At 68.5% G+C, this 16,262-nt stretch carries 14 protein-coding genes; all 14 read right to left on the bottom strand.

The features are described 5' to 3' along the window. Positions 1-16: 16 nt before the first annotated feature. Complete coding sequence (locus C5E10_RS07720; protein ID WP_104331144.1) at positions 17-520, bottom strand: cell division protein SepF; 504 nt, start codon at positions 518-520, stop codon at positions 17-19. A gap of 33 nt (positions 521-553) precedes the next feature. After that, a complete protein-coding gene (locus C5E10_RS07715; protein ID WP_104331143.1) occupies positions 554-1,270 on the bottom strand; it encodes a YggS family pyridoxal phosphate-dependent enzyme in 717 nt (238 codons plus the stop codon). 7 nt (positions 1,271-1,277) lie between these two features. Beyond that, positions 1,278-2,504, bottom strand: a complete 1,227-nt coding sequence (ftsZ, locus tag C5E10_RS07710) for a cell division protein FtsZ (protein ID WP_104241143.1) — start codon at positions 2,502-2,504, stop codon at positions 1,278-1,280. 253 nt (positions 2,505-2,757) lie between these two features. Beyond that, entirely contained in the window at positions 2,758-3,480 is a 723-nt protein-coding gene (locus C5E10_RS07705) for an FtsQ-type POTRA domain-containing protein (RefSeq protein WP_104331142.1), read from the bottom strand. Next, complete coding sequence (gene murC / locus C5E10_RS07700) at positions 3,477-4,886, bottom strand: UDP-N-acetylmuramate--L-alanine ligase (RefSeq protein ID WP_104331141.1); 1,410 nt, start codon at positions 4,884-4,886, stop codon at positions 3,477-3,479. Before murC ends, C5E10_RS07705 begins: the two co-directional genes overlap by 4 nt. 87 nt (positions 4,887-4,973) lie before the next feature. After that, positions 4,974-6,059 (bottom strand): undecaprenyldiphospho-muramoylpentapeptide beta-N-acetylglucosaminyltransferase, encoded by a 1,086-nt coding sequence (gene murG, locus C5E10_RS07695; protein ID WP_104331140.1) that lies wholly within the window; start codon positions 6,057-6,059, stop codon positions 4,974-4,976. After that, a complete protein-coding gene (ftsW, locus tag C5E10_RS07690; RefSeq protein ID WP_104331139.1) occupies positions 6,056-7,285 on the bottom strand; it encodes a putative lipid II flippase FtsW in 1,230 nt (409 codons plus the stop codon). The genes murG and ftsW overlap by 4 nt, the downstream gene beginning before the upstream one ends. Continuing rightward, positions 7,245-8,756, bottom strand: a complete 1,512-nt coding sequence (murD, locus tag C5E10_RS07685; protein ID WP_104331138.1) for a UDP-N-acetylmuramoyl-L-alanine--D-glutamate ligase — start codon at positions 8,754-8,756, stop codon at positions 7,245-7,247. Before murD ends, ftsW begins: the two co-directional genes overlap by 41 nt. Beyond that, positions 8,753-9,850, bottom strand: a complete 1,098-nt coding sequence (gene mraY, locus C5E10_RS07680) for a phospho-N-acetylmuramoyl-pentapeptide-transferase (protein ID WP_104331137.1) — start codon at positions 9,848-9,850, stop codon at positions 8,753-8,755. Before mraY ends, murD begins: the two co-directional genes overlap by 4 nt. Beyond that, complete coding sequence (gene murF, locus C5E10_RS07675) at positions 9,847-11,265, bottom strand: UDP-N-acetylmuramoyl-tripeptide--D-alanyl-D-alanine ligase (protein ID WP_104331136.1); 1,419 nt, start codon at positions 11,263-11,265, stop codon at positions 9,847-9,849. Before murF ends, mraY begins: the two co-directional genes overlap by 4 nt. A gap of 4 nt (positions 11,266-11,269) precedes the next feature. Further along, the gene (locus C5E10_RS07670; RefSeq protein ID WP_104331135.1) at positions 11,270-12,802 is read right to left on the bottom strand and encodes a Mur ligase family protein; all 1,533 of its coding nucleotides are present in this window, start codon (positions 12,800-12,802) and stop codon (positions 11,270-11,272) included. Positions 12,803-12,825: 23 nt separating this feature from the next. After that, the gene (locus C5E10_RS07665; protein ID WP_104331134.1) at positions 12,826-14,595 is read right to left on the bottom strand and encodes a penicillin-binding protein 2; all 1,770 of its coding nucleotides are present in this window, start codon (positions 14,593-14,595) and stop codon (positions 12,826-12,828) included. A 36-nt stretch (positions 14,596-14,631) separates the two neighbouring features. After that, positions 14,632-15,195, bottom strand: coding sequence for a hypothetical protein (locus tag C5E10_RS07660; protein WP_104331133.1), 564 nt, complete (start codon positions 15,193-15,195; stop codon positions 14,632-14,634). After that, entirely contained in the window at positions 15,192-16,193 is a 1,002-nt protein-coding gene (rsmH, locus tag C5E10_RS07655) for a 16S rRNA (cytosine(1402)-N(4))-methyltransferase RsmH (protein ID WP_258064748.1), read from the bottom strand. Before rsmH ends, C5E10_RS07660 begins: the two co-directional genes overlap by 4 nt. Positions 16,194-16,262: the final 69 nt, after the last annotated feature.

Raw genomic sequence — 16,262 nt, 5'->3', positions numbered from 1 at the left:
GCCTGACTGGATGGGGCTACTGGAAGAACGAGGCTTCCTTCTCCGCCTCGAGCTTGCTCGACTCGCCGTGGACGGCGATGTGCTGCGGAGAGAGCAGGAAGACCCGGCTCGTCACGCGCTCGATCTTGCCATACAGGCCCTGAGAGAGTCCGCTCGCGAAGTCGATGAGGCGACGGGCTTCAGTCTCGTCCATCTCCGAGAGGTTCATGATGACAGGGACGCCATCGCGGAAGTTCTCGGCGATGACCTGCGCGTCTTTGTTGTAGGCCTTCGGGTGGACCGTGAGGATCTCGTTCATTTCCGCCATCGCCGGGGTCGAAGTGTGCTTGGGAGCTTTGGTGATCGGAGTCACAGGCGCCGGCTTGGGGCGCTCGGTGACCACCGGGGAGAGCTGCGGCGAGGGGGCCGCCGTGGGCGACTGCCTCTGCTGCTGCGCCTGGGGCGTCTCGTCGTGCAGATTCTGCTCGTCTTCGTCAGCAAGGCCCAGGTAGACCATGGCATTGCGCAGCGGGTTGGCCATTGTGCTCCTCCGTGTGTTCGGCGTGCGTCCACGCTACGTCCGGTCGGGGCGCTTTCCCGTGATTGCCGCGCCGATCCTTAGGTGTGTCGCACCGTTTTCGATGGCTTCCCTGAAATCGTTCGACATGCCCATCGAGAGTCCGGTGGCAGCGGGGGCCAGCGTCTGGATGCGCTGGCCCAGCAGCCTGAGCTCGCCGAAGGATGCGCGCGGCTCCTCCCCCAGTGGGGCAACGCACATGAGGCCCTGCAGCTCGAGGGTCGGAGTGCGGAGCACGTGCTCGACAAGTGCTTCGAGCTCCTCGGGCTGGACGCCACCCCGGGCGACGTCTGGCGTCATGTTGACCTGCACGAAGACGGGAAGCGGCTGCTCGCGCTCGATCGTCGACAGGGCGTCGACGAGGCCGACACGGTCGATCGAGTGCACGGCATCCGCGTACTGGGCGATCTGCCTTGCTTTCTTCGTCTGGATCTGACCGACGAAGTGCCACTCGAGCTCGGCGCGGCCAGCGAGCGCCTCGGCCTTGTCCCTGGCCTCCGGATGCCTGCTCTCCGCGAAGCGGCGCAGTCCGAGGTCGATGAGCTCGGCGACGAGCTCTGGACCGTGGAACTTGGTGACCGGGATGAGGGTGACCTCGGACACGTCCCGGCCCGCGGCACTGCAGCTCTCGCCGATAGCCGCCTGGATCGCCGAGAGGCGCTCGGCCAGCGTCGAATGACCCTGGCCGAGCGCCTCCACTGCATGCTCTGGCATGTGCGCCCTACTTGAGGAAGTCCGGGACGTCGAGGATGTCCTCGGCGTCGTCGTACGCCGCCTCTGGCTCACGGCGCGGAGCGATCGTGGGAGCCTCTGCCGTCGACCAGGACGGGGCCTGGGCTACGGGGACCGGGGCCTGGACGGGCTCCCGTTCGATGGGCGCGGCGGGGGCCGAGGCCACCGCGGCTGCAGCGGCACCAAGGCCGATCGCCCCGGTGTTCGCCTGCTGCACGGGGGCCGCGGCGACCGCAGGGGCCGCCTGCTGCTCCTGGATCGTCTTGGGCTCGCCACCGGCGAAGCCTGCTGCGATGACCGTCACGCGCACCTCATCGCCGAGGGTGTCGTCGATGACGGCACCGAAGATGATGTTGGCCTCCTGGTGGACGGCCTCCTGCACGAGCTTGGCGGCGTCGTTGATCTCGAAGATTCCGAGGTTGGAGCCACCCTGGATCGACAGCAGGACGCCGTGGGCACCCTCGATGCTCGCCTCGAGCAGCGGCGAGGCCACGGCGAGCTCTGCAGCCTTGATGGCACGGTCCGCGCCTCGGGAGGAGCCGATGCCCATGAGGGCGGAGCCCGCACCCTGCATGACCGACTTCACGTCGGCGAAGTCGAGGTTGATGAGGCCAGGAGTCGTGATGAGGTCGGTGATGCCCTGCACACCGGCGAGCAGCACCTGGTCTGCCGTGGAGAACGCCTCGATCATCGAGATTCCGCGGTCGCTGATCTCCAGGAGACGGTCGTTGGGGACGACGATGAGGGTGTCGACCTCTTCCTTCAGGGTCGCGACGCCCTGCTCGGCCTGCTGCATGCGGCGGCGACCCTCGAAGCTGAAGGGCTTCGTGACGACACCGATCGTGAGCGCGCCGATGGACTTGGCGATGCGGGCGACGACCGGAGCGCCACCCGTTCCGGTGCCTCCGCCTTCTCCTGCGGTCACGAAGACCATGTCGGCACCGGCGAGCGCCTGCTCGATCTCCTCGGCGTGGTCCTCGGCGGCACGGCGTCCGACCTCTGGGTCGGCCCCTGCTCCGAGACCTCGGGTGAGCTCGCGGCCCACGTCCAGCTTGACGTCGGCGTCGCTCATGAGCAGCGCCTGAGCGTCGGTGTTGATCGCGATGAACTCGACGCCACGGAGGCCGAGCTCGATCATGCGGTTGACTGCATTGACGCCGCCGCCGCCGATGCCGACGACCTTGATGACGGCGAGGTAGTTGTTGGTGTTCGACACGTGTCCGGCCCCTCGTTGGCGTGTGGTGTGGATGAAGTACGGAGTGCACACCTCGGCGAGAAGCCCGAGAGCTTCAACCTCTACTTGAAGCTCAGAGATATGCGGTTTCCTGATTGCTTGCTTCGACGCTAGGTCGCGAAGCCCGCACGATCCGTGCAGTCCGCAGGTGTGTTGCGTTTTGCGCGGCGAATGACCGCGAGTCGCTTCAACCCCCACTTGAAGGTTTCCCCGCGACCGCCACCGCGGGCTCGCATCAGCGGGTGACGGGTGTCTCCGGACTCGACACGTCGTAGCTCGAGATGGACTGCTCGGCTGTCGCCGCGACGAGGGCCGCGAGCACCTCGGCCTTGCGGTCGGACTCCTCTGCGCTCCCCCAGACAACCTCGGCGCCGCTTCGCATCGTGAGGCGAACGTCGTCGATGCTCTTGGCCGTGACCGCAGCCACTCCGGAGCGGAACTCGACGGGCAGCGCGAGCGACACTGCGGCTGCCGACGCGAACGCCTCGGAGTCGACTCCCTGCCCATCGAGCTCGAGGGTGGGGATGTCGGCGGCGGGTTCCGGCTGCGTCCACAGCACGACTCCGGCTGCGTCCATGACGTCGTAGCCTGCCGGCACCTGGACGGTACCGATCGGGGAGCGCTCGACGATCGTCACGACGAGCCTGCTCGGCGGCTCGACTCGGATCGAGTAGCTCTGCACCAGAACGTAGGACTGCAACCGGCTCTCGACGTCCTCGTTCGTGACGAGTGCGAGCGGCTGGCCATTGAGATCGGCGAGGGATGCGTCGACCTGCGCCTTGTCGACGCGTTCGGCACCGGACACGACGATCTCCCGCACGGACATGATGGGGCTGTAGACGGCGACCGCCACGAACGCCACGAGGGCGGCGAGGGCCGCCGCGATCCAGAGCAGGATGCGACGGCGCCGCCGCGCGCGCCAGGTGAATCGGCGCGCCTCGTCGCCGAGCACGCTCACGACTGGCCTTGCTCCTTCGCGCCGAGCGCGTCGAGGAGCTGGGGCACGATGAGGTTGACGTCGCCGCAGCCGAAGGTGATCACGAAGTCGCCGTCTCGGGAGATCTGCGCCACGGTGTCGGCCGCATCCTGCCAGTCGGGGCGATAGGCGACCTTGCTCTGGTCGACGAAGGCGTTCTCCACCAGGGCCCCGGTGACACCCTCGATCGGATCCTCGCGAGCTCCGCACACGTCGAGCACCACGGTCTCGTCTGCGAGGCGCTCATAGACCTCGGCGAACACGTCGCTCATCGCCAGCGTGCGCGAGTAGAGGTGGGGCTGGTGGACGGCGATGAGGCGGCCGGAGCCGACGACGGTGCGAGCCGCGGAGAGCGCTGCCGCGACCTCGGCCGGGTGGTGGGCGTAGTCGTCGTAGACGCTGACACCGTTCACCGTGCCGTGCAGCTCGAAACGGCGCTTGGTGCCTCCGAACTCCGAGAGCGCGTCGAGGACGGCGGCGGGCTCGAAGCCGAGCTGCACGAGGACGACGAACGCGCCGGTCGCGTTCAGCGCGTTGTGGACGCCGGGCACGTGCAGGAGCGCCGGGTAGTCGACGCCCTGCCAGGTGACGGTGAACCGGGTCTCCCCGCCCTCGGACGCGATGTCGGAGACGCGCGCGTCGGCCGACGGATCCTGGCCGAAGGTCAGGATGCGGTCGTGGGAGAGCTTCCCGGTCAGCTCGACGGCGAGCGGGTCGTCGCTCGAGATGACGACGGCCTCGGTGGCGGCGTCTGCGAACTGGACGAACGCGGCCTCGAAGGCCTCGACGGTGCCGTAGTGGTCGAGGTGGTCGTTGTCGACGTTCGTGATGAGCGCGATCGCCGTGTCGTAGAACAGGAAGGACCCGTCGGACTCGTCCGCCTCGACGACGAACGCCTCACCGGAGCCAACGGCGGAGCTCGTGCCGAGCGCCGAGATGATGCCGCCGTTCACGAAGCTCGGGGAGGCATCGAGCGCGTCCAGTGCCGTGACCACCATGCCGGTCGACGTGGTCTTCCCGTGTGCGCCTGCGACCGAGACGAGTCGGCTTCCGCGCGTCAGCCAGACGAGTGCCTGCGAGCGGTGCAGGACGTTGAGTCCGCGCTGCTTCGCCAGGACGAGCTCCGGGTTGTCTGGCCAGAGTGCGCTCGTCACGACGATGGTGTCGGCGTCGCCGAGGTGCTCGGCGGCGTGCCCGATCTCCACCCGGGCTCCGCGTTCGCGAAGCTCCCTGGTCGCGTAGTTCTCGGTGCGATCGCTGCCGGAGACGGAGAGGCCACGGTCGAGCATCATGCGTGCGATGCCGCTCATGCCTGAGCCGCCGATGCCGATGAAGTGCACCTTGCCGATCTCATCGGGGATCTGCGCGGTGGCGTCTGGATTGATCATCTCTGCTCCTGGGTTCGCTCGGTCTTCGAGCTGCGCGGCGTGTGCCGCGTCGATGGTCGAGGGTACTCCGCCTGACCGAGGTGGGGGCTAGCGCTCCTGAGGGCTCCGCAGCGCCTCGTCGAGGAGCGTGACGACGCGAGCAGCGCCGTCGCGCTGCGCGGACGCGAGGGTCGCGGCCTCCATGCGAGCGCGGCGCTCCTCGTCGCGCGCGAGTGCGAGGAGCTCTCTCGACGCCCACTCCGGGGAGAAGTCGGCGTCCGTCACGCGGAGGGCGCCGCCGGCGGCGAGCACCGAGCGGATGTTGATCGTCTGGTGATCGCCCGTGGCCGCGGGGTACGGCACGTAGACGGCTGGGAGTCCGACGACGCCGAGTTCGCTCACCGTCGACGCGCCAGCGCGGGCCACGACCAGGTCGGCCGCCGCGAAGGCCAGATCCATTCGGTCGCAGTACTCGAGGACGTGGTAGCCGTCGAGCTCGTCGTGCTCGAACTTGGACAGCCCGCCGACGAGGTGAAGGACCTGCCACCCCTCTGCGATCAGCGCGGGGACCACGGCCCTCACCGTCTCGTTGACGCGCCTCGCACCGAGCGAGCCTCCCGTGACGAGGAGGGTGCGGCGTGCCGGGTCGAGTCCGAAGAACTCGACGGCCTCGCTCCGCTTCGCCGCTCGATCGAGGTGCTCGATCTCGGCGCGCAGGGGCATGCCGACGGTCACGGCCCCGCGGAGCGGGGTGCCGTCGAAGGCCACGCCGACCCGCTTCGCCCAGCGCGCGCCGAGCTTGTTCGCCATGCCGGGGAGCGCGTTCGCCTCGTGCACGACGATCGGCACCCGTCCCCGGGCGGCCAGGTAGGCGGGAGCGGCCGCGTAGCCGCCGAACCCTGCCACCGCATCGATGCCGTGCTCGGCGAGTATGCGCCGGACGGAGGTGACGGTCTCGCGAAGCCGCGGCAGGAACGTGAGCACCTGGGCGTTCGGGCGTCGCGGGAACGGCAGCTTCGGAATGGTCAGGAGCTCGTATCCGCGGGCTGGCACGAGGCGCGCTTCGAGCCCCTCCTTCGTACCGAGGACGAAGATCTTCGATTCCGGGTCACGGGCGCGCAGCGCGTCGGCGACGGCGAGGAGCGGATTGACGTGGCCGGCCGTGCCGCCTCCGGCGAGCAGGTAGTTGGTCACGTGCGTGACTCCGATCTCTTCGGGTTGCGGGCGATCGACAAGACTATGCCAATCGCGAAGAGCGTCGTGATGAGCGCGGAACCACCGGAGGAGACGAGCGGGAGCGGCACGCCGAGCACGGGGAGGAAGCCGATGACCACCGCGATGTTCACGAAGGCCTGGAAGACGATCCAGGTCAGCACCCCGCCGACGATCGTCTTCGCTGTCCAGTCGCTCGCCTCGTGGTAGATGCGCACGAGAACGACGGCGAGCAGGACGAAGAGCCCGATCACCACGATCGCGCCGACGAGCCCCAGCTCTTCGCCGATGATCGCGAAGATGAAGTCGTTGTCGGCCTCAGGCAGCCACGACCACTTGGCCTTCGAGTTCCCGAGGCCGGAGCCGAAGAGGCCACCGGCCGCCAGCGCGTAGAGGCCGTGGGCGCTCTGCCACCCCCACGACTCGTAGTCGACGTCGCCGCCGAAGAAGTTGGTGATGCGGGCCATGCGGTTGTCGCTGAAGACCGACATCAGCACTGCCCCGGCGACGGCGACGGTGAGAGCCAGCAGCAGGTATCTGGTCGCAACTCCCCCGAAGTACAACGCGCCGAGCACAAGCGCCCCGACCACGATGATGGTGCCGAGGTCCTTGCTCAGGAGCATGATGCCGAAGCAGAGGACCAGGACCGGCACGATCGGGACCGCGACCTCCTTGCCGATGTGGAGCTTGCCCTGCTTGCGGCCGATGATGAGACCGAGCCAGAGCACGAGCGCGACCTTGACGACCTCGGCCGGCTGCATCGTCGTGAAGCCGAGGTTGATCCACGCCCGGTTGCCGTTGATGTCCACGCCGATGGGAGTGAAGACCAGCGCCTGGAGGATGATGGCGACGGCGAGCGCCGCCCACGCCGACCTCTTCCAGAAGCTGAGGGGCATCCGGGATGCGAAGAGCATGAGCGGGATGCCGAGCGCCGCGAACGTCGCCTGGCTCACGAACCGCGACGAGACTGCGTTCCCTCCCGCGAACTCCTCGACCGAGGAGCTCGAGAGCACCATGACGATGCCGAAGGCGACGAGGAACAGCGTGATCGACAGCAGGAGCACGAAGTTCCTGTTCACGCCGCGGATGCGCTTGCCGAGCGAGACCACGACGGCGGTCGAGGAGCTCTTGCGTGCGGGCGCGCTGCGCGCGCTCGGGCCGCCTGGACTACTCGGGGGTGCGGTCCGGGGAGCCTTCTGTCTCGGCATGCAGGCCCCCTTCAAGATGCGACGCGACGGCCAGCGCGAATCGCTGACCACGGTCGCTGTAGCTCACGAACTGATCCATGGAGGCTGCCGCCGGCGCGAGCAGCACGGTGTCCCCGTCCTGCGCGAGCCGAGCGGCTTCCGCCACGGCACGACTCATGATGGAGTCAGTTTCGCTCACGTCGATCTCGATGAAGGTGACCTCGGGCGCGTGTTGCGCGAACGCGTCGACGACCTCGGAGCGCGAGGTTCCGAGCACGACGGCGCCCCGCAGCCGTCCGGCGTGCTTGGCGACGAGGGGCGCGATGTCGACGCCCTTCAGGAGCCCGCCGACCAGCCAGACGACGCTGCGGTGGGCGGCGAGGGAGGCGTCGGCCGCATGCACGTTCGTGGCCTTCGAGTCATCGACCCACAGGATGCCCGAGCGCTCGGCGAGGACCTCGTGGCGGTGCCGGTCGACGGAGAACGTCGAGAGCGCAGCCGAGATGGCGGAGACGGGAACCCCGACCGCACGGACGAGAGCGGCGGCCGCCAGTACGTCCTCGACGAGGTGCTTCGAGGAGAGCCCGCGCAGGCGCAGCTCATCCAGCGTCGTCAGCTCGAGCGCGGTGCGCGCTCGATCATCGAGGAACGCGCGGTCGACGAGGATGCCGTCGACGACACCGAAATCGCTGGGGCCGGGCACGTCCGTGCCGAAGCCGATCGCACGGCAGCCTTCGACCACATCGGCCGCCTCGACGAGATCGAGCGTGGCCTCGTCGCCCTTGTTGTAGACACAGGCGACCTGGGCGCGCTCGTAGACGCGCCCCTTCGCTGTGCGGTAGGCCTCGGCTCCGCCATGCCAGTCGAGATGGTCGTCCGCGATGTTGAGGACGACGGCCGCGTGCGCCGACATCGAGTGCAGCGAGTGCAGCTGGAAGCTGGAGAGCTCGACGACGAGCAGCTGGAACTCTGCCGGGTCCCTCAGCACGTCGAGGACCGGCACGCCGATGTTGCCGCACGGCGCGGTGCGGATGCCAGAGGCCAGCCCCATGTGCGCTGCGAGCTGTGTGGTGGTCGTCTTGCCGTTCGTGCCGGTGACCGCGAGCCACGGGGCCGGCTCCCCGAACTTGTCGCGAAGGCGCCAGGCAAGCTCCACGTCGCCCCAGAGGGGAACCCCGAGCGCTTCAGCCGCCGCGATGAGCGGGTGACTCGGCGCGAAGCCGGGAGACGCGACCACGAGGTCGGCACCGAGGCCCCGCAGCGCCTCGACAGCGACGTCATCGCTCTCGGCGATCGTGACGGGGACGTCCAGGACTTCCAGGATGCGCTCGCGCTCCTCGTCGTGGGACTGGGCGATGACGTGCGGCCTCGCACCGAGCTCGGTGAGGGTGTCGGCGACCGAGAACCCGGTCTTGCCCAGTCCGAGCACCGCGACGGCGACGCCGTTCCAGTCGTCGTGCCAGCTCCGCAGCGCCTCGATGTCGCGGGTCACGTCGTGACTCCCCACTCCGCGTAGAAGAGGCCGATGCCAAGCGCGGCGCACAGCCCCGCGATGATCCAGAACCTGACGACAACCGTCGTCTCAGCCCAGCCCTTCAGCTCGAAGTGGTGGTGGATCGGGCTCATGAGGAAGATGCGCTTGCCCTTGGTGAGCTTGAAGTAGATGCGCTGCACGATGACGGATCCGGTGGTCATGACGAACAGACCGCCGATGAGGACGAGGAGCAGCTCGGTGCGGGTGATGATGGCGAAGGCGGCGATGGCACCGCCCAAGCCGAGCGAGCCGGTGTCGCCCATGAAGATCTGCGCAGGCGAGGTGTTCCACCAGAGGAAGCCGATCAGGGCTCCCGCGATGCCGGCCGCGACGATCGCGACGTCGAGGGGCGCGTACGCCGTATAGCACGCCGACTCGAGTGACTCAGCGAGACGCTCGGTCCCGCAGGCCTGGTTGAACTGCCAGTAGGCGATGATGCCGTACGAGCCGATCGAGATGATCGAGGCCCCCGTGGCGAGGCCGTCGAGGCCGTCCGTCACGTTCACGGCATTCGACGTGCTCGTCGTGATGACGACGATCCAGACGATGAGCGCGATCGTTCCCGCGACGGCGCCGAGCGCCATGAAGTCGATGGGCAGGTCGCGGATGAAGGAGATGTGCGTCGAGATGACGGGGACGCCGTCGTTGTTTCGGAACTGGAGGCCGACCACCGCGAAGAGTCCGGCGACGACCACCTGGCCGACGATCTTCGACCATCCGCCGAGGCCCAGCGACTGCTGCTTGCGCACCTTGAGGAAATCGTCGATGAAGCCGATGACGCCGAGGCCGACCATCATGCCGAGGATGAGGAGCCCCGCGGCCGTCACCTGGTCGCCCGTCGCGAGCGTCGCCGCGAAGTAGGCGAGCACTGACCCCACGATGAAGACGATGCCGCCCATCGTCGCGGTTCCCCGCTTCGAGTGGTGGGCTTGCGGCCCGTCCTCCCGGATGAACTGACCCCACTCGAGACGATGGAAGAGCCGGATGAACAGTGGCGTCATGAAGAGCGTGAACGCCAGGCCGACGCCCCCGGCAATAAGGATCGCTATCACGCGAAGTGCCCCCTGAGGTGCTCGGCGAAACGGTCCCCAAGGTGTCGGAGGCCCGCTGAGTTCGAAGACTTGACGAGCACGAGGTCGCCTGGGCGTGTCTCCCGCACGAGGAGCTCGTAGGCCTCGTCCATGGACTCGACGAAGATGGATTCGCCATCCCAGGAGCCCTGCGCGATGGCCCCGAGGTGGAGCGCACGCGCATCCCGGCCGACGACGATGAGCTGGTCGATGCCGAGGCGCACCGCGAGGAGTCCGAGGCGATCGTGCTCCTCGATCGACGCGTCGCCGAGCTCGCTCATGGCACCGAGCACCGCGACCGTCCGAGACCCCGTCGGTGCGACCTGCGCGATGGTCTTCAGCGCAGCCGCCATCGAGTCCGGGCTCGCGTTGTACGCGTCGTTGATCAGGTTGACCTGGCCCGAATGCTGGAGCTCCATGCGCCACTGCTCCGCGCGGGTGACGCGCTCGAGCGCATCGCGGATCTCGGTCGCGGGCACTCCCTGCGTGTGCGCCGCGGCTGCCGCGGCGAGCGCGTTGGTGACGTGATGCTCGCCGATGACCCCGAAGCGCACCAGGACGGCGTCCTCACCGGGCAGGTGCAAGGTGAACTGGGTGCCGGCGAGGCTCGTCGAGACATCGCTGGCACGGACATCCGCGCGAGCTCCCCTGCCGAACCACAGGACATCGGCCTCGGTCTTGTCGGCCATCGAGGCGACTCGACCGTCGTCGGCGTTCAGCACGGCGGTGTCGCCGGCGACGAGGCCCTGCACCATCTCGGTCTTCGAGGTCAGCGTCACCTTGATGCCCCCGAACTCGCCGGCGTGGGCGAGGCCGACCGTGAGCACGATCCCGACGTCGGGCTTGGCCATTGCGATGAGTCTGCTGATCTCGCCGGGTGCGCTCGCACCCATCTCGGCGATGAGGGTCTGCGTGCCCTCGGTCAGCTTGAGGAACGTGAGCGGGGCTCCGACCTCGTTGTTGAAGCTGGCGACGGGGGCGACGGTCTCCCCGCGCGCCGAGAAGATCTCGCGCAGGAGGTTCTTGGTCGTCGTCTTGCCGTTGGAACCGGTCACGGCGATCGTCACGAGCTCGCCGCGTGCCTTGACGCGGGTCACGACCTCTGTGGCGAGGCGCCCGAGCGCGAGGACGGCGTCATCGACGACGACCTGGGTGACGGGGAGGTCGAGGAAGCGCTCGACGAGCAGGAGCGCGGCTCCGTTCTCGACCGCCTTCGGCGCGAAGAGGTGCCCGTCGGTGAACTCGCCCGGCTTGGCGACGAAGATGTCGCCGGTTCGGATGAGCCGGGAGTCGGTGTCGACCGTTCCGGAGAAGACGCTCTCGAGGGTGTCGCCTGCCGCCGGTCGGGCTTCTCCCCCGGTGATCTCTGCGATCTCGCGAAGTCGGAGTTCGATCATCCGCTCACCACCCTGCTTCCCTGAGCGCCGCTCTGGCCTCTTCTCGTGCCGAATACTGGATCTTCTTGCCCGCGACCTCGGTGTAGCTCTCGTGGCCCGGACCGGCAACGAGGATAGTGTCCTCTGCGCCCGCAAGCGAAACCGCCTTGCGCAGACCGAGGCTCGCGTCGGCGATCTCGTAGAGTTCGCGGTCCGGGTGGCTCGATCTGGCGCTCTCGACGAGGACGCGCCTGATCTCGTCCGGGTCCTCGGTGCGGGGGTTGTAGTCGGTGATGATGACGACGTCGCTGCCTGCGGCGGCGACTCGCGCCATCTCGGGCCGCTTCGTCCGGTCGCGGTCGCCGTCGGCACCGAAGACCATGAAGAGGCGTCCCGTCGTCATCGCGCGAAGCGCACCGAGCGTCTGCTCGAACGCGTCCGGGGTATGCCCGTAGTCGACGTACAGGCGAGGGCCTCGCTCACCGGAGACCAGTTCGAGGCGCCCAGGCACGAAGGCGTCGATGCCGCCGTCGCGCTGGAGCACCTCGGCGATCTCGCCCAGGTCGTAGCCGGACTCGACGAGCATCGCGATCGCGAGTCCCGCGTTGGCGGCCGAGAACCAGCCGGGCATCGGGATGCTCGTGTGCAGCACCCGGTCATCGGGGCCCGTGAGCGTGAAGCTCGTGCTGCCACCACTGGAGTCGGTGACGGCCAGGTTCCAGTCGGCATCGGTCCCGGGCTTGGAGGAGATGGTCGTGACGGGGATGCGGGAGTCCTCGACGACGCGCGCGCCCCACTCGGAGTCGAGCGACACGACGCCGCGTCGAGCGCGCTCCGGCGTGAAGAGCTTGAGCTTCTCGCCGAAGTAGGCGTCGAAGTCGACATAGTCGTCGAGGTGGTCGTGCGAGAGGTTGATGAAGCCGACGACGTCGAACTCGATGCCGTCGACCCGGTGCCTCGTGATGGCCTGCGCGGAGACCTCGATGCTGGCCGCGTGGACGCCGACCTCGCGCATGCGGGCGAGCAGTGCGTGCAGCTCGCTGGCTTCTGGCGTCGTCAGGCTCGCCTCGATGCGCTCTTCGCCGATGCGGCGCTCAACCGTCGTGGTGAGGCCGGTGACGACCCCGAGCTGCAGCAGGAGGCCGTCGAGGATGTAGACGACGGACGTCTTCCCGTTGGTTCCCGTGACGCCGAAGAGCTTCGGCTGGTCCGGGTCGGTGCGGTAGATCCAGGCGGAGACGTCGCCGAGCGCGAGACGCGGCTCCTCGGTCACGAGGACCGGCACTCCGAGGTCGCTGGCCAGCTCGGCCCCGGCGGCGTCGGTGAGGACCGCGACGGCGCCGGCCTCAGCCGCGTTCGCGGCGTAGCTGGCCCCGTGCACGCGAGCACCGGGGAGCCCCACGTACAGGTCTCCGGCTTCGACGTCCAGTGATGAGATGGAGACGCCGGTCACCTCGACCTGGTCGACGCCTTCTGGGGCGTCGAGTCCGAAGTGCGCGCACAGCTCAGAGAGCGAGCGCGGCACTGGGTGGGATGGACGAATGCTTGCTGCGGGCATGACTTCCTGTGCAGTAGTGCGGATCAGAACGTGGTCGGGATCGTCGGCCACGGGCTCGGCGATGGTGCCACCCGGTTGGATTGGAGGACGTAGGCCATGACATCGTGCCATGCTGGCGCGGTGGCGGCGCTGCCCCTCATCGTAGTTGGGTTCATGATCGAGACCGTCACGACGTACTTGGGGTCGTCGATCGGAGCGACCCCCGCCATCGAGGTCATGAAGCTGCCCGCGACGTACTGCCCCTGTCCGTCGGAGACCTCAGCGGTGCCCGTCTTGATGCCGACACGGTAGCCGGGGATCGCCACCTCGTTCGCGAGGCTCCCGCTCTGCGCCGTGGCTTCGAGCAGCGTCAGCGTGTCCGTTGCGGCCTTCGCGGAGACGACCTGCCGCGCCTCACCGGGTTCGGTCGGCACGAAGCCGTCCTCCGTCTCACAGCCCTCGACGAGCTGGACGGGAAGCCGCTGACCGCCGTTGGCGATGGTCTGGTAGGCGCTCGCCATCTGCGGGGCCGTGACCTGCAGGCCCTGGCCGAACATCGTGGCGTAGTTCGTCTGCGGGTCCCACTCGTCGTAGGGGCGGACCGTTCCGGCCTCCTCTCCGAGGAAGCCGGCCTCGGTGTCGGCGTTCAGGCCGAAGTCGAGCATGTAGTCGTAGCGCTCGCCAGCACTCAGTCGCTGCCCCATCAGGGCGATGCCGATGTTGGAGGAGCGCGTCATGATGCCCGCCGCGGTCCAGCGCTCATCTCCGTGCGCCCAGTCGTCGCCGAAGCTGACATCGGTCTGCTCGAAGCGGCCGGGCACGGTGAACTGCTCAGCGGGCGTGGAGAGTCCCTTGTCGAAGACCATCGCGGCGGTCAGGGCCTTCATCGTCGAGCCGGGCTCGTACGGTGCCGTGAACGCGCGGGAGCCACGGTCCTCGGTCGCCGTGGCGCCTGGGTCGTTGGGGTCGACGGACGGGTAGTCCGCCGCGGCGAGGACCTTGCCGGTGTCGACCTCCTGGACGATGACGTGCCCCCATTGGCCGCCCATCGCCGTGACCTGCTGAGCGAGCACCTGGAGTGCGTAGTACTGCAGGTCGGCGTCGACCGTGAGCTTGAGCGTGCCGCCCTGCTTCGCCTCGGTCAGCGTGACCTCGGTGCCGGGGATGCGCACGTTGTCCGCGCTCCGCTCGTAGGTCTCCTCGCCGTCGACGCCCGCGAGGCACTGGTTCTCGGAGTACTCGAGTCCGGCGAGGGGCTCGCCGTCGGCGCCGAGGAAGCCGGTGAGGTTTCCGGCCACCTGGCCGTTGGGGTAGACGCGCGCCGCTTCTCGCTTGGGGTAGATCCATGGGATCTCGAGCGCGCGCACCTTCTGATAGGCCGCGAGCTCGAGCCCCCGGCTGAGGTACGCGAAGTTGCTCTCGGGGTCGATGGCGAGTGCCCCGTCGATGACGCCGATGAGCTCGGCCTGCTGCTGCCCGGTGATGGCTGCGATCTCGCCGAGCGCCTGGTCCCTGGAGACCGTGGTGGTCTTGCCGTCCTCGCCCTTGCGATCGAACTCGTCGACATTCGCGGGGGCGACCGTCAGGTCGAAGCGGTCGGCGGAGTCGGCGAGGATCTCGCCGTTCTTGTCGATGATCGACCCGCGCTCGCTGAAGATCGTGCTGGAGACGCCGCGCTTGGACTCGGCGTCGGCGTTGATGGTCGACGCGGAGACAAGCTGCACGTCGATGAGGCGCACTCCGAAGGCGACGAGCACCGCGGTCACCAGGATGATGACGAGGCCTGCCCTGCGCCTGGACACTTTCGGTGACACGTTGGTCCTCCCCCTTTGGTGTTGCTCGTGGTGGGTCTACCTCGTGGAGGGAGAACGCAGCTCGGTGACCGAGGGTACGGCAGGCGCGGCGGCCTGCTCCGTTGAAACTCCGTTGGGGTCGGCGACCGGTGCAGCTGGCTGCGTGACCTCGTTGGTGACGAGCCCCGTGTTGATGGGAGCGGAGGTGCCGGTGGAGGCCGCATCGGTGGCGAGCGAGCCGCTGCCGACCTGCAGGAACGCCTGCGAGTCCGTCGGCACCATGCCGAGCTTCGTGGCCTCGACGGCGAGGTTCTGCGCCGAGGACATGGCGCTGAGCTCCTCGAGCGCCGCCGACTCGGTGCGGGCGAGCTCGGTCTGCGACTGCTCGAGCCCGCTGACCTCGTAGGCGCCCTGGGAGATCGCGATGCTCAGCGCGAGCTGCGTGACGAAGACCCCGGCGAGGACCACCAGGGAGATGAGCATCGAGCGGAGACTCGGGAGCCTCCGGGTGCCTGGAGCCTCGACGAGTCGCAGGCGCGGCGACGGGGTCGCCTCTCTGGGGGGCGACTTCTGGCGACGCGTGGAGGTGGACCCGCGGAGGAGGCTCGTTGCTGCAGTCATGCCCGTGGGCTCCTAACTCTCGCCACCGCGCGCAAGCGCACGGGAAGTGCTCGTGGATTGATCTCGCCCTCGTCGGCGCCGGCCCGCTCCGCGCCGCGCACGAGGCGCTCGAACTCGGGCTTGTGCTCGGGCAGCTCGACCGGGAGGCCGCTCGGCGCGGTCGACGTGGTCTTCGCCTCGAACAGACGCTTCACGAAGCGGTCCTCGAGGGACTGGTAGGCCTCGACGACGACGCGCCCGCCGAGGGCGACTCGATCGAGGGCCTGCGGGAGGGCACGCTCGAGTGCGCCCAGCTCGGCGTTGACCTCGATGCGGAGGGCCTGGAAGACGCGCTTCGCAGGGTGACCGGCATCGCGCTTCGCGGCTGGCGTGGCCCGCTGGAGCACGTCGACGAGCTGTCCGGTCGTCGCGATCGGGGCCTGGGCCCGCTCGCGCACAATCCAGCTCGCGTAGCGAGGAGCGAGCTTCTCGTCGCCGTACCGGTAGAAGAGCTGCTTGAGTTCCTCCTCACCGTACGTGGCGACGATCTCTGCCGCCGTGACGCCCTTCGTGGCGTCCATGCGCATGTCGAGGGGCGCGTCCTGGCTGTAGGAGAAGCCGCGGCTCGCTTCGTCGAGCTGGAGCGACGAGACGCCGAGGTCGAACAGGACGGCGTCGACGGTGTCGATCCCGAGCTCGTCGAGCGAGGACTCGAACTCGTCGTAGACGGCGTGCACGAGCGTGACCCGATCGCCGAAGCGGGCGAGGCGTCGTCCGGCGAGGCCGAGCGCCTCCGAATCGCGATCGAATCCGACCAGGCGTGCGTTCGGGCAGCGGTCGAGAACTGCCTCGCTGTGGCCGCCCATGCCGAGCGTCGCGTCGACGTAGATGCTGCCTGGGGCCTGCAGCGCGGGCGCGAGGAGCTCCACGCAGCGCTCGAGGAGCACTGGCGTGTGCAGCGATGCCGGGTCGCGTTCGCTGTCGTTCTCCGGCTGTGTGTTCTGGCTGTTCTCTGTCATGACGATGCGGGTTCCTCCCTGATCACTGATTCCCATCCGTTCTCTCTCCCCGCGGCGATGCGCGAGGGG

Origin of the sequence: Pseudoclavibacter sp. RFBG4 (assembly GCF_002931515.1) — a bacterium.
Lineage (GTDB): Bacteria > Actinomycetota > Actinomycetes > Actinomycetales > Microbacteriaceae > Pseudoclavibacter.
Note: the sequence above shows the minus strand (reverse complement) of the source record. Positions and strands in the feature narration are given on the sequence as shown.

Excerpts from the sequence above, each read along its gene's own strand:
- rsmH (WP_258064748.1), bottom strand. The coding sequence starts at position 16,193 with ATGACAGAGAACAGCCAGAACACACAGCCGGAGAACGACAGCGAACGC.
- C5E10_RS07660 (WP_104331133.1), bottom strand. The coding sequence starts at position 15,195 with ATGACTGCAGCAACGAGCCTCCTCCGCGGGTCCACCTCCACGCGTCGC.
- murC (WP_104331141.1), bottom strand. The coding sequence starts at position 4,886 with ATGATCAATCCAGACGCCACCGCGCAGATCCCCGATGAGATCGGCAAG.
- ftsW (WP_104331139.1), bottom strand. The coding sequence starts at position 7,285 with ATGCCGAGACAGAAGGCTCCCCGGACCGCACCCCCGAGTAGTCCAGGC.
- C5E10_RS07720 (WP_104331144.1), bottom strand. The coding sequence starts at position 520 with ATGGCCAACCCGCTGCGCAATGCCATGGTCTACCTGGGCCTTGCTGAC.
- C5E10_RS07670 (WP_104331135.1), bottom strand. The coding sequence starts at position 12,802 with ATGCCCGCAGCAAGCATTCGTCCATCCCACCCAGTGCCGCGCTCGCTC.
- C5E10_RS07715 (WP_104331143.1), bottom strand. The coding sequence starts at position 1,270 with ATGCCAGAGCATGCAGTGGAGGCGCTCGGCCAGGGTCATTCGACGCTG.
- murF (WP_104331136.1), bottom strand. The coding sequence starts at position 11,265 with ATGATCGAACTCCGACTTCGCGAGATCGCAGAGATCACCGGGGGAGAA.